The organism is Gracilibacillus sp. Marseille-QA3620 (genome assembly GCF_054950035.1).
Genome location: NZ_CM143102.1, coordinates 4,126,526 through 4,140,288, shown reverse-complemented (window position 1 = coordinate 4,140,288; position 13,763 = coordinate 4,126,526). Strand labels below are relative to the sequence as shown.

The following is a 13,763-nucleotide window of genomic DNA, read 5'->3' as shown; positions in this document are numbered from 1 at the left end:
AATAGACCAATGGATAAAAACGATAAAGTCATTGAAGCAGCAAAATTATATTACCTGCTCGACTGCACACAAAATGAAATCGCCAAAAAACTAGGAGTCTCAAGGCCGACCGTCTCACGCATGCTTCAAACAGCCAAAAGAGAAGGCATCGTGCAAATAAAAATCTGCGAAAAAGCCGATCGTGTCACAGACCTCGAAGCAGAGCTCGAACAAAAATACGGCCTGAAAAAAGCTGTCGTCGCCTCCATCGGACAATATGAAGACCATATCATCAAAACGACAATTGGCTTAAAAGCAGCCGAATATCTTAATTCCATCGTTCAGGACGATGACATCATCGGAGTCACATGGGGAACGACCATCTACCATGTCGCAGTCGAGCTGAAGAAAAAACAAGTGAATAATGTTCAAATCGTCCAGCTGAAGGGGGGCATCAGCCTATCTGAAACTAACACCTATGTCTCAGAAATCCTGTACCTATTCGGCAAAGCCTTCAACGCCTCCCCGCATTACCTACCGCTGCCGGCCATTGTTGACAACGTCGTCGTCAAAGAAGCCATCATGGCCGACCGCCACATCAAGCGGGTCATCGATATGGGCAAAAAGGCAAATATCGCCTTATTCACATGTGGACAAATCAAACCCGAATCCCTGCTCTTCAACCTCGGATACTTCTCCGATGAGGATGCCAACATGCTCTACTCAAGCGCTGTAGGAGACATCTCCTCCCGCTTCTACGATAAAGATGGGCATATTTGCAGCAAAAGCCTCAACGAACGCACACTCGGAATTGGGCTCGATGAACTGAAGGAAAAAGACTACTCAATCTTGGTCGCCGGCGGCTCCCGCAAAATCGACTCTATCCACGCAGCCCTCAAAGGCGGATATGCAAACGTGCTTGTCACCGATCAATACACAGCTAGATTTCTATTAGATAAATGAATGAAAGGAAGTGGGGCGGCGGCTCTGCTTCTTTTTTGGTTGGCAGGGGAAAATAGGGGGAAGTGTGGGGAAAGCGTGACGAAGCCCACCCAATGCCCATAGGACACCCACCCTTTGCCCATACAAAGGGGGTGAAAGGTGGGAAAAGGGTGGGGAAAGCATGACGAAACCCACCCAAGACCCAAAGAAAGCCCACCCTTTACCCATGCAAAGGGGGTGAAAGGTGGGAAAAGGGTGGGAGAAGCGTGACGAAGCCCACCCAAGACCCATAGGACACCCACCCTTTGCTCATATAAAGGGGGTGAAAGGTGGGAAAAGAGTGGTAGAAGCGTGACGAAACCCACCCAATGCCCATAGGATACCCACCCTTTGCCCATACAAAGGGGGTGAAAGGTGGGAAAAGAGTGGGGAAAGCATGACGAAGCCCACCCAATGCCCATAGGACACCCACCCTTTGCCCATACAAAGGGGGTGAAAGGTGGGAAAAGGGTGGGAGAAGCGTGACGAAACCCACCCAAGTCCCAAAGAAAGCCCACCCTTTACCCATATAAAGGGGTTGAAAGGTGGGAAAAGGGTGGGGAAAGCGTGACGAAGCCCACCCAATGCCCATAGGACACCCACCCTTTGCCCATACAAAGGGGGTGAAAGGTGGGAAAAGGGTGAGGAAAGCATGACGAAACCCACCCAAGTCCCAAAGAAAGCCCACCCTCAACCCATGCAAAGGGGGTGAAAGGTGGGAAAAGGGCGGGGAAAGCGTGACGAAGCCCACCCAAAGCCCATAGGACACCCACCCTTTGCCCATGCAAAGGGGGTGAAAGGTGGGAAAAGGGTGGGAGAAGCGTGACGAAGCCCACCCAAGTCCCAAAGAAAGCCCACCCTTAACCCATGCAAAGGGGGTGAAAGGTGGGAAAAGGGCGGGGAAAGCGTGACGAAGCCCACCCAATGCCCATAGGACACCCACCCTTTGCCCATACAAAGGGGGTGAAAGGTGGGAAAAGAGTGGGAGAAGCGTGACGAAGCGCACCCAAGTCCCAAAGAAAGCCCACCCTTTACCCATGCAAAGGGGGTGAAAGGTGGGAAAAGGGTGGGAGAAGCGTGACGAAGCGCACCCAAGTCCCAAAGAAAGCCCACCCTTAACCCATGCAAAGGGGGTGAAAGGTGGGAAAAGGGTGGGGAAAGCGTGACGAAGCGCACCCAAGTCCCAAAGAAAGCCCACCCTTAACCCATGCAAAGGGGGTGAAAGGTGGGAAAAGGGTGGGAGAAGCGTGACGAAGCCCACCCAAGTCCCAAAGAAAGCCCACCCTTTACCCATGCAAAGGGGGTGAAAGGTGGGAAAAGGGTGGGAGAAGCGTGACGAAACCCACCCAAAGCCCATAGGAGACCCACCCTTTGCCCATGCAAAGGGGGTGAAAGGTGGGAAAAGGGTGGGGAAAGCGTGACGAAACCCACCCAAAGCCCATAGGACACCCACCCTTTGCTCATACAAAGGGGGTGAAAGGTGGGAAAAGGGTGAGGAAAGCATGACGAAACCCACCCAAGTCCCAAAGAAAGCCCACCCTCAACCCATGCAAAGGGGGTGAAAGGTGGGAGAAAGATGGGGAAAGCATGACGAAGCCCACCCAAGTCCCAAAGAAAGCCCACCCTTTACCCATGCAAAGGGGGTGAAAGGTGGGAAAAGGGTGGGAGAAGCGTGACGAAGCCCACCCAAGTCCCAAAGAAAGCCCACCCTTTGCTCATACAAAGGGGGTGAAAGGTGGGAAAAGGGTGGGGAAAGCGTGACGAAGCCCACCCAAAGCCCATAGGACACCCACCCTTTGCTCATATAAAGGGGGTGAAAGGTGGGAAAAGAGTGGGAGAAGCGTGACGAAACCCACCCAAGTCCCGAAGAAAGCCCCCCCTTTGCCCATGCAAAGGGGATGAAAGGTGGGAGAAAGATGGGAAAAGCGTGACAAAGCCCGACCAAATCCCATGTTTTCTTCCCCTTATTTTGGGAATAGTAATAATTTAAATGGAAGATTTATTAAGTTTTACATTTGTTCACATCTATTTATTACAATTGTTCATTGTTTGTGGTATAGTAATTTTGTAAGTGCTACCAATTACTATATGTTTTTCAGCAACTTCATAAAATGGGGTGTAAAAATCATGAGAATGGTTGATGTTATTGAGAAGAAGCGTAATGGGCATGAATTGGATCAGAAAGAGCTTCAATTTGTGATTGAAGGATTTACGGATGGAAGTATTCCGGATTATCAAATGTCAGCCTTTGCGATGGCTGTTTATTTTCAAGGGATGACACAGGAGGAGCGCGTGATTTTGACGCAATTGATGGTTGAGTCAGGCGATCAGATTGATTTGTCCGCGATTGAAGGAGTTAAGGTGGACAAGCATAGTACTGGCGGTGTTGGCGATACGACGACACTTGTTCTTGCTCCGCTTGTGGCGGCGCTTGATGTACCGGTTGCGAAGATGTCCGGCCGCGGGCTTGGTCATACAGGCGGTACGATTGATAAGCTTGAGGCTGTTCCAGGTTTCCACGTGGAGATTTCGAATCAAGAGTTCATTGATTTGGTGAATAAGAATAAAATTGCCGTGATTGGCCAAAGTGGTAATTTAACACCAGCAGATAAGAAGCTGTATGCGCTGCGTGATGTGACAGCTACAGTGGATTCCATTCCGTTGATTGCGAGCTCGATTATGAGTAAGAAGATTGCCGCTGGGGCAGATGCGATTGTCCTTGATGTGAAAACAGGGGATGGGGCATTCATGAAGAACTTGGATGATGCGAAGGAATTGGCTAAAGCAATGGTTGATATCGGTAATGGTGTTGGCCGTAATACGAAGGCGATTATTTCAGATATGAGCCAGCCGCTTGGATTTGCTGTCGGGAATGCACTCGAGATCAAGGAAGCGATTGATACCCTTTCTGGTAATGGACCGGCTGATTTGAATGAGCTTTGCTTAACGCTTGGAAGCCATATGGTTGTCCTTGCAGGAAAGGCGGACACGCTTGAAGAAGCTCGTCAAAAGCTGGAGGAAGTCATGAAGAATGGCCGTGCGCTTGAAGTATTTAAGACATTCCTTGCTTCACAAGGCGGGGATGCGAGTATCGTAGACGAGCCATCCAAATTGCCTCAAGCGAAATACCTAATTGAGGTGCCGGCGAAGGAAGCAGGGTTTGTGGCCAAAATTGCTGCTGAGGAAATCGGCGTAGCAGCTATGCTTCTTGGAGCGGGCAGAGCAACGAAGGAATCAGAAATTGATTTGGCCGTTGGAGTTGTCCTCAATAAGAAGGTTGGAGATGAGGTAGCCAAGGGTGAGTCCCTCGTGACCATTCATGCGAACCGGGAGAATGTTGAGAACGTCATGAACATGATTTATGAAGCTTATGAAATCAGCGGAGAGAAAACAGAAGCTCCGACATTGATTTATACAGAAATTCACTAATTCATTTTTAGGAAAGTAGGTTCAGGAAGATATGGCTGAAAAGTTAACAAGTTTAATCGACCACACCCTTTTAAAGGCTGATGCGAGAGAAGAACAAGTGTTGAAGATTGTTGAGGAAGCAAAGGAGTACAAGTTTGCCTCTGTTTGCGTTAATCCAACATGGGTGAAGAAATGTGCAGAATTATTGGCTGACACACCAGAAGTGAAAGTTTGTACGGTTATTGGCTTCCCTCTTGGGGCAAACACACCCGAAGTGAAGGCATTTGAAACGAAGAATGCGATTGAAAATGGCGCGGATGAGGTTGATATGGTCATCAATATCGGTGCTATGAAGGATGGCCGTTACAACGAGGTTGAGGCGGACATTAAGGCAGTCGTTGAAGCAGCGAAGGGTAAAGCACTCGTGAAGGTCATTATCGAGACATGCCTATTAACAAAAGAAGAAATCGAGAAAGCATGCCAATTGGCTGTATCAGCTGGTACAGATTTCGTGAAGACATCCACTGGGTTCTCAACAGGAGGAGCGACAGTTGAAGATATCGCTCTTATGAGAAAAACAGTTGGACCGGAAATCGGCGTGAAAGCATCTGGGGGCGTTCGCAGTCTTGAAGATGCACAAGCAATGGTGAAAGCAGGAGCAACGCGAATCGGGGCAAGCTCCGGTGTATCCATTGCTAAAGGGGAAACAGCAAGTTCTGATTATTAATGGGGAATAAATGGGTTCATTTTGGCAGAAGCTAGAAATGGACAGGTCCTCATTTTTTGGCCCCGTCTCTTCTAAGGAAACGGGGCTTATTTACGGCCACAGGATGGAAAATTTTGGGAGAACATCTTAGCGGAGGGAAACATGAAATATCTCATCTCAATCATCGGGATTTTAATTGTACTAGGATTAGCTTATATCGTTAGTAATAACCGAAAAGACATTAAGTTTAAATATATCGGTATCATGATAGTGCTGCAGGTTCTGTTGACACTATTGCTGCTCAATACGAAGGTTGGCTATTTCATTATTCGCGGCATTGCGATTGTATTTGAACAGCTTCTTCGATATGCAGAAGAAGGCATTGTCTTTGTTTTTGGAGGAATTGCCAATGAAGGACAGGCGCCATTCTTCTTGACAGTGCTCTTACCAATCGTCTTCATTTCTGTCTTGATTGGTATTTTGCAGCATTTCAGGATTCTTCCATTCATCATGCGGGGAATTGGTTTTCTGCTCAGCAAGGTCAATGGAATGGGGCAGCTGGAGTCGTATAATGCGGTTGCATCAGCCATGGTTGGTCAATCAGAGGTTTTCATTACGGTAAAAAGGCAATTGGACCAGCTGCCTCCAAATCGTTTGTACACTTTATGTGCCTCAGCGATGTCGACTGTTTCGATGTCAATTGTTGGTTCATATATGACGATGATCAAACCTGATTACGTCGTAACAGCCCTTGTGCTGAACCTTTTTGGCGGATTTATCATTGCCTCCATTATCAACCCATACAAGGTTGACCCTGCTGAGGATATTCTTCCGGTGGAGGAAGTCGGCAAGAAACAAACCTTCTTCGAGATGATCGGGGAATATGTGATGGATGGCTTTAAGGTTGCCATCGTCGTTGCTGCGATGCTCATCGGATTTGTCGCCTTGATTGCCTTTATTAATGGCACATTCGATCAAATCTTCGGGGTTACCTTCCAGCAGTTACTTGGCTATATCTTTGCCCCTGTTGCTTTTATCATGGGGATTCCTTGGAGCGAGGCGGTTTCTGCCGGGGGAATCATGGCAACGAAGCTTGTGACCAATGAGTTTGTCGCCATGGTCAGCTTGACGGATATTGCCGATACGTTCAGTGAACGGACGCTAGGTATTCTATCTGTCTTCCTCGTCTCATTTGCGAACTTCTCATCTATTGGGATTATTGCCGGAGCGGTTAAAGGGCTGAATGAACGTCAAGGAAATACGGTCGCCCGCTTTGGATTGAAACTTCTATACGGAGCAACACTTGTCAGCATCCTTTCTGGACTGATTGTCGGGCTCATCATTTAAGCAGATTCCTCCTGGGATCTGCTTTTTTCTTGTCTATGATTTAACTTTTGCCGTTTTTCGTTATACTATAGGGTAGTTAATAAAGACGAATGTAGAGAGTTGTGATAGATATGCAAGAATTAACATGCGAGATTAAAGTGCGGGACAGTAAGAAAATGAAAGGCGGTTTCCCGTTAATTTATAAAAATGCAGTGGCCAACCCAGAACAGCTTCGGGACGAAGGAAGCATTCTGAATCTAGTGGATGAGAAGGGTCAGTTCATTGGAAAAGGTTATTATGGCAATCAAAATAAGGGAATTGGCTGGGTTTTGACACGTAAGCGCAGCGAAGCCATTGACCAGTCATTTTTTGATGCGAAAATAACAAAGGCCCTGCGTGCACGTTCAGCCTACTTTACGAGTGAAAAAACAACAGCCTTTCGCGTATTTAATGGGGAAGGTGACGGCATTGGCGGGCTGATCATCGATTATTATGATGGCTTCTTCGTTATCCATTGGTATAGCCAGGGAATTTACACCTTCAAAGAGATGGTGATTGCCTCGTTACAGAAATGGGAAGGCGGATATAAGGGCATCTATGAGAAAAAACGCTTTGATACGAAGGGAAAATATATTGAGGATGATGACTTCGTTGCAGGTGTGCGTGGAGAATTCCCGCTGATCGTAAAGGAAAACGGGGCGAACTTTGCCGTTGATTTAAATGATGGCGCCATGGTTGGCGTATTCCTTGACCAGCGTGATGTGCGCCGTACAATTCGTGACCGCTATGCAAAAGGCAAAACGGTGTTAAATATGTTCTCCTATACAGGGGCGTTCTCTGTGTTTGCAGCTCTTGGGGGAGCCAAGAAGACAACGAGTGTGGACCTTGCCAACCGAAGCTATGCAAAGACGATTGAGCAGTTCAGCATCAATGGCATTGATTATGAGAGCCAGGACATCATTGTGGAGGATGTATTTAAATACTTTAAGTATGCAGCAAGGAAAGAATTGAAATTTGATATGGTGATTCTTGACCCGCCAAGCTTTGCAAAATCGAAAAAATTCACCTTCAGTGCAGCGAAGGATTATACGAACCTCTTGAAAGAAACCATTGCGATTACAGAAAGAAACGGCATGATTGTCGCCTCAACAAACTGCAGTGCGTTTAATATGGATAAGTTCAAAGGATTCATTGATAAAGCCTGCAAGGATATGAAATGCCGTTACCGCATACGTGAGGAATTCTCACTCCCGACTGATTTCAAAACGATACCTGAGTATAAGGAAGGGGACTATCTAAAGGTCGTCTTCATTGAATTGATTGGATAAAAATAAGAGGAAGCCGCTTTATGAGAGCAGCTTCCTCTTAACTTTTTAAAAGAATAAAGCACCGAGGGCAAATCCGCCAATTAAGCCAAGAGCCAGCGGGTAACCCCAGCCCCAGCCCCAGCCCCAGCCCCAACCCCAGCTATAGCCTCCGCCTTGTCTGCCGCCGTTTGGTCTAATCCAAACATGCTTATTCGTAACACGGGTGATAACGCCAGTATGTTTCCGGCCGTGAATATCGGTAATGCACACATTACGTCCGATATTTCTATTACAAAGCTCATAATAATTCATGAGGAAAGAACCTCCTTCCTGAATCGGTTTCTCTGTATTGTATTTTTGTTTGGACAACTTGCCTGTTTATATACCTATAAGAATCGTTTTTTATTGATGCGGAACACAAAAGGGGGGCATTCATACAATGGCTAAAAAGGGGGGAAGGGTGCAATATGTATACGTATATGGATCTATTATCAATCCTTGGAATCGGCGGGGCCCATCCAGGCGGAATCAAGGCGACTGATATCATGCTAGGAGGGGAACCCATTAATCAGCAGACAGTCATTCTTGATGCAGGATGCGGAACGGGGCAGACGAGTGCCTATCTTTCATCGCGCTATGGAGCCCAAGTTGTGGCGCTTGATAACCATCCCATAATGGCAGAAAAGGCGAGACAGCGTTTCAGCACGCTAAGCCTGCCGGTTCAGGTCATCGAATCCTCGCTTGAGAACATGCCTCTTGCATCAGGCTCAGTGGATTATTGTTTATCCGAATCTGTCCTTTCCTTCGCGGACTTTTCTCCATCCGTGAACGAAATTCACCGGGTTTTGAAAAGTAACGGCGTCCTCTATGCGATTGAATTGACTATAGACGGACCAGCAGGACAAGGGGAAAGGCATGCGATAGGGTCCTTTTATGGATTCAAGCAAATGTGGACAGAAGGGGAATGGAAGGCAGCATTCCATCATGCGGGGTTCCGTGATGTACAAATTCAAGAGCTTCCATCCTTTTATGATGATGAGGAGCCGCTGACTGATTTCCTCCCATCTGAGAACATACCGGAGCAAATCTTCCAGGTGCTCTCTGCCCATGAGCAAATGCTCAAGCAATACCGGCATTTGATGAATTACCGGATTATACGGGCTCAAAAGTGAAGGGGAGGTAGTTTTTGATGGATGCGGGATTAGAAACCGCTTCTTTCTTTTCCTGCTCCTTGTTAGCTGATAGCCCCTACAAAGGGGAGCTGATTTACGGCTGTTCATTTCGCCCATAAACAGAGAGGAATCGCCCTTAAATGGAGAAATCGAGCGAAATCCTTTCGAATAGGAGAGTCCCACAAAGTGTAGTTATCAAAACTAGACATGTTTGAGATATTTTTAGACGGGATTTCATGTTTTTAGTAGGATTACATCTAAAAACGAGCCTCGATTACGCTGTTTTGATTTTAAGAGCTTCCCATAGAGTCAAAAAAGCCGGTTCACTATTCTGAACCGGCTTTCGTTTTGTTTCATTTATGCATCTGCTGTTTTTTTCATGGCATTCTTGAGCCAATTCTTGCCCTCGACAAGACGTGCGACGAGCATGGCACATACAGTATTGCCAGTTGAGTTCAGCAAGGTAGCTGGAATATCGATGATGGTGCTGATAACGGCGATCAGCGGAAGTACCTCAGGCGAGAAGCCGAATACGGTAAGGATCAGCATTTCGCCAATCATTCCGCCTCCTGGAATAGCGCCCATTACGGCACCGACTAGGAAGGCAACAGCTAGGATACTGAGGATGCTTGATACACTTGTCAAATCCCGGCCAAAGAGACTGAACAGGAAGACAATCTTAAGCACTCCGCCAATAACGGAACCATCCTTATGTGTGTTGGCGCCAAGTGGAATAACGGTTTCAGCGATATCGACCGGGACGCCGATTTTCTTCGTTGCATCAAGGTTAATTGGAATGCAGGCTGCACTTGAGCAAGTCGCAATCGCTGTGACGGATGGAGGAAGAACATTCGTCCAGTAGGCACGGATGCCGTCCTTTCCAGCTGCAATAAATGCATACAGCGTAAAGAATCCAAAGAAATAGATGATCGATAAGACCATATAAAGAACGAAGGAGCGCGCATAGCCTTCAAGGATTTGCGGTCCAAGCTCACCGATAATGGCTGCGAAATAACAGCCGAGCCCGATTGGAGCGTAATACATAATGATTTTGACAACCTTCATGAGAACCTCAGTTGCCGATGTGAGCAGCTGAGCAACAGGTCTGCCCTTTTCACCGGCCATGGCTGTCGCAAGACCAATCAGGACGGAGAAGACGATGAGCTGCAGGATATGCTGTCTAGAAAGCAATTCAGAGAAATCGCTCACCGTGAAGGTATTGACGAGCTGGGAAAGGAAAGTGACATCTTCTGTTTCAGGTACTTCTGTATTAGTCATCAATTCCTTAATGGCGGAGACATCAGAATCGCCAATTGGATTCATGATGGACGTTCCGGCAAGGCCGATAATGGCTGAGATCAGCGCTGTACTGAAAAAGACGATGATGATGCTGACCATAATCTTTCCAAGACGCTTCATCTCGCTCATATTCGCAATCGCCGTAGTGATACTAAAGAAGACGAGCGGAACGATAATCATGAATAATAAGTTCAGGAATAAGTCCCCGAATGGTCTAACAACCGCTACGTCCGGACCGATTATGTACCCGGCAATCCCGCCGATGATAATCGCGCCAAGCAGGATTAAGGAAGACTTATAGCTTGCTAAAAATCGTTTCATATTCTCAAAACCTTTCTGATAAAACTACTGTTATATATTATCATACGCAAATGTAATGCCGACTACTATGTAAATATTGCTAGAAAGATGGATAAAAATGCTCTAAAATAGGGGTAATATTGATAAAAGGGAGACTAATTACCATGATTGAGCATGGACAATGGCCGCTTGAGAAACGGGGTTTTCTTAAGGAAGAGCTACGCATCTTCCACTTAAAGGACCGTATTACAAAGGATTTCGACTATCATTATCATGACTTTCATAAAATCATTATTTTCCTGAAAGGAAACGTTACCTATATGATAGAGGGGAAGGCCTTTAAGCTTAGGCCATGGGATGTCTTAATTATCAGTCATAGTCAGATTCATAAGCCGATTATTGACCCCTCTGAGGATTATGAGCGAATCATCATATGGTTCAATCCAGAAATGATGGCCAAGCATCATCAAACAGATGCCAACTTACTTACATGCTTTGATATGGCAGCCAGAAGGGAAAATAATCGCCTCCGCTTATATGAAGAACGGCTTCGAAAGGTAAAGAGCATTGTCCATGATTTAATGGAGGAAAAGATAAATCCCAGCTTTGGGTATGTAGAGATGAACAAAGCCTTGTTGATTCAGCTGATCATCCTCCTGAATCGAGATCTGCTTGACAATAACCAACGGAATCAATCAATGGATGTCCTATTTGATCAAAATATTAATGACATTGTCACCTATATCAACCAAAACCTAAATGGCGAGCTGTCAGTGAATCATCTTGCCTCTCTTGTCTTTATGAGCAAATATCATCTTATGAGAAAATTTAAGGCCTATACAGGTTATACCCTGCATCAATACATTGTCCAAAAGCGGCTTATGTATGCAAAAACCTTAATGGCAGAGGGCATGAAGCTGACCGATGTTTGCCAAACATCGGGCTTCAATGATTATTCCGGCTTTGTACGTGCCTTCAAGAAAGAGTTCGGAATGGCTCCGCGTGAATATTTGAGGATTAGAAAGACCGTCTAGAAGCTGGACGGTCTTTTTTTGCTGCTATTTCAACATAATAAACAGTCGGAAAGGAAACCTTAACAATGAGGAGGTGCGATAAATGACAAGAATAGGTGTTGAACAATCATTGACCGATATTCGCGAGGCTTTGTCAGAGCTTGGTTATGAAGTGGCTGATTTGCGCCACGCGGAGGATGCGGACGGAGTAGCATTTGATTTTTGTGTCGTTACGGGGCTCGATACAAATGTTATGGGCATCCAGGATGCTAGAACTGATGCATCCATCATTGATGCAAATGGTAGGACGGCAAATGAAGTCGTCAATGAAATTAGAAGCCGGCTTGATCAATAAGCAGGAAAAAAGGCACTCATCCAATGTGGATGAGTGCCTTTTGCTGGTTTTAAAGCTTGAATGAGCTCTTTAAGGAGACAATCAAGTTAAAGATTAATTTATCTGTGTTATTCTTCGGATCCACATTGAAGTAGCCATGGCGGAAGAATTGGAACTTATCATTACCTTTGACATCCTTCATGTTTGGTTCTACGAATCCTTGTTCAATGATCAAGGAGTTTGGATTCACATGGTCAAGGAAGGAGCCGCCTTGTTCTTCAGCGTCCTCATCAAGGATGAGAGGCTCGTACAAGCGGAACTCAGCAGGGATGGCATGTGTTGCCTCCACCCAGTGAATCGTTCCTTTTACTTTACGGCCAGTGAAGCCGGTACCGCTCTTTGTTTCTGGGTCATATGTGCAGTGCAGCTCAACGACATTGCCGTCAGCATCTTTAATCACTTCTTCACATTTGATGAAGTACGCATGTTTCAAGCGAACCTCATTGCCAGGGAAGAGACGGAAGTATTTCTTCGGAGGATTCTCCATGAAATCCTCTTGCTCAATGTAGATTTCACGGCCGAATGGGATTTTACGCATACCCATTTCAGGGTTTTCCGGATTGATCTCGGCATCAAGCATCTCAATTTCGCCTTCTGGATAGTTCGTAATAACGACCTTCAGCGGCTTCAAGATTCCCATTGTACGCGGTGCTTTCAATTTCAAGTCTTCACGAACAAAATGCTCAAGCATCTTCTCATCGACGATTCCGCTTGTTTTGGCTACGCCAATTTCACGGCAGAAGTTGCGGATAGCTTCTGGTGTATAACCGCGTCTTCTTAGGCCGGATATAGTCGGCATGCGCGGGTCATCCCAGCCGTCAACAAACCCTTCTTCCACAAGCTGCTTCAATTTACGTTTGCTCATGACGGTATTTGTCAGATTCAAACGGCCGAATTCATATTGTCTTGGCACTGCAGGCATTTCGCATTCCTTAATAACCCAGTCATAGAATGGGCGCTGGTCTTCAAACTCGAGTGTACAGATGGAATGGGTTACCCCTTCAATCGCATCCTCAATTGGATGAGCAAATGCATACATCGGATATATGCACCATTTTGTGCCGGTATTGTGGTGCGGTACATGAGCGATTCGGTAGATAACAGGATCACGAAGATTGATGTTTGGTGAACTCATATCAATTTTGGCGCGAAGGACTTTCTCTCCGTCTCCGAACTCTCCGTCCCTCATCCGTTTGAACAAGTCGAGATTCTCTTCCACAGAACGGCTGCGGAATGGGCTCTCCTTACCTGGTTCAGTCAATGTGCCGCGGTACTCACGGATTTGATCAGCTGATAGGTCATCAACATAAGCCAATCCCTTTTCAATTAATAGCGTTGCACGGCTGTACATTTCTTCAAAATAATCAGAGGCAAAAAACAGTCCGTCCCAGTCGTAGCCGAGCCATTTCACATCTTCCTTGATTGATTCGACAAATTCCACATCCTCTTTTACAGGATTGGTATCATCGAAGCGCAAGTTTGTCTTGCCGCCAAACTCATCGGCAATATCAAAATTCAGCACGATGGATTTAGCGTGGCCGATATGCAAATAGCCATTTGGTTCCGGCGGGAAACGGGTGATGACTTCTTTTGTTTTACCTGATTTCACATCATCAATGACGATGTTGCGTATAAAATTCGACGTATTGTGTTCCACCATCTTCAACCTCTTTCGCATAAACTAGTAGTTTCATTCTAATGGAAATGTCCCTGAGTCGCAAGAAGCCTACAAATAAATACATTTTTCTCACGAGAGGGGTTCTTTTAATATAGTAAAATTAGTCAATATATCTAGTATATCTGCATTCCGCGAACCTATACATTGAAATGCACGGAAAATTGCCTGCGGTGAGGCGCTTTATTGATAATCCTCTGCCC

General features: G+C 46.1%; 11 protein-coding genes. 8 read left to right on the top strand and 3 right to left on the bottom strand.

Going from position 1 to position 13,763, the window contains the following annotated elements:
- Positions 1-9 precede the first annotated feature (9 nt).
- The 5 genes from ACY8DX_RS20695 (at position 10) to ACY8DX_RS20675 (ending at position 7,728) form a co-directional block, all read left to right on the top strand.
- Complete coding sequence (locus ACY8DX_RS20695) at positions 10-942, top strand: DNA-binding transcriptional repressor DeoR (protein WP_462405982.1); 933 nt, start codon at positions 10-12, stop codon at positions 940-942.
- A gap of 2,145 nt (positions 943-3,087) precedes the next feature.
- Positions 3,088-4,389 carry a pyrimidine-nucleoside phosphorylase gene (locus ACY8DX_RS20690; protein WP_462405981.1) on the top strand — a complete coding sequence of 434 codons (1,302 nt, stop codon included), beginning with the start codon at positions 3,088-3,090 and terminating at the stop codon, positions 4,387-4,389.
- 31 nt (positions 4,390-4,420) lie between these two features.
- The gene (deoC, locus tag ACY8DX_RS20685; RefSeq protein ID WP_049669228.1) at positions 4,421-5,095 is read left to right on the top strand and encodes a deoxyribose-phosphate aldolase; all 675 of its coding nucleotides are present in this window, start codon (positions 4,421-4,423) and stop codon (positions 5,093-5,095) included.
- A gap of 141 nt (positions 5,096-5,236) precedes the next feature.
- Positions 5,237-6,421: a NupC/NupG family nucleoside CNT transporter gene (locus ACY8DX_RS20680; protein ID WP_462405980.1), complete on the top strand. Its 1,185-nt coding sequence runs from the start codon at positions 5,237-5,239 to the stop codon at positions 6,419-6,421.
- Between the two features lie 110 nt (positions 6,422-6,531).
- Positions 6,532-7,728, top strand: a complete 1,197-nt coding sequence (locus tag ACY8DX_RS20675; RefSeq protein WP_462405979.1) for a class I SAM-dependent rRNA methyltransferase — start codon at positions 6,532-6,534, stop codon at positions 7,726-7,728.
- Positions 7,729-7,773: 45 nt separating this feature from the next.
- Here the strand turns inward: ACY8DX_RS20675 and ACY8DX_RS20670 are convergent, their stop codons facing one another.
- On the bottom strand, positions 7,774-8,019 hold the full coding sequence (locus ACY8DX_RS20670; RefSeq protein ID WP_049669231.1) for a hypothetical protein: 246 nt from the start codon (positions 8,017-8,019) through the stop codon (positions 7,774-7,776).
- A gap of 155 nt (positions 8,020-8,174) precedes the next feature.
- Between ACY8DX_RS20670 and ACY8DX_RS20665 the strand changes: the two genes are divergently transcribed.
- Positions 8,175-8,879, top strand: a complete 705-nt coding sequence (locus tag ACY8DX_RS20665) for a class I SAM-dependent methyltransferase (RefSeq protein WP_049669232.1) — start codon at positions 8,175-8,177, stop codon at positions 8,877-8,879.
- A 357-nt stretch (positions 8,880-9,236) separates the two neighbouring features.
- Here ACY8DX_RS20665 and ACY8DX_RS20660 read toward each other — a convergent pair whose 3' ends face one another.
- Complete coding sequence (locus tag ACY8DX_RS20660; RefSeq protein ID WP_462405978.1) at positions 9,237-10,499, bottom strand: dicarboxylate/amino acid:cation symporter; 1,263 nt, start codon at positions 10,497-10,499, stop codon at positions 9,237-9,239.
- 143 nt (positions 10,500-10,642) lie between these two features.
- On the opposite strand from ACY8DX_RS20660, the gene ACY8DX_RS20655 reads away from it, so the two are divergent.
- Positions 10,643-11,512, top strand: coding sequence for an AraC family transcriptional regulator (locus ACY8DX_RS20655; protein WP_049669234.1), 870 nt, complete (start codon positions 10,643-10,645; stop codon positions 11,510-11,512).
- A gap of 82 nt (positions 11,513-11,594) precedes the next feature.
- Positions 11,595-11,846: a YkuS family protein gene (locus ACY8DX_RS20650; protein ID WP_049669235.1), complete on the top strand. Its 252-nt coding sequence runs from the start codon at positions 11,595-11,597 to the stop codon at positions 11,844-11,846.
- 49 nt (positions 11,847-11,895) lie between these two features.
- Here ACY8DX_RS20650 and ACY8DX_RS20645 read toward each other — a convergent pair whose 3' ends face one another.
- On the bottom strand, positions 11,896-13,545 hold the full coding sequence (locus ACY8DX_RS20645; protein WP_049669236.1) for a glutamine--tRNA ligase/YqeY domain fusion protein: 1,650 nt from the start codon (positions 13,543-13,545) through the stop codon (positions 11,896-11,898).
- Positions 13,546-13,763: the final 218 nt, after the last annotated feature.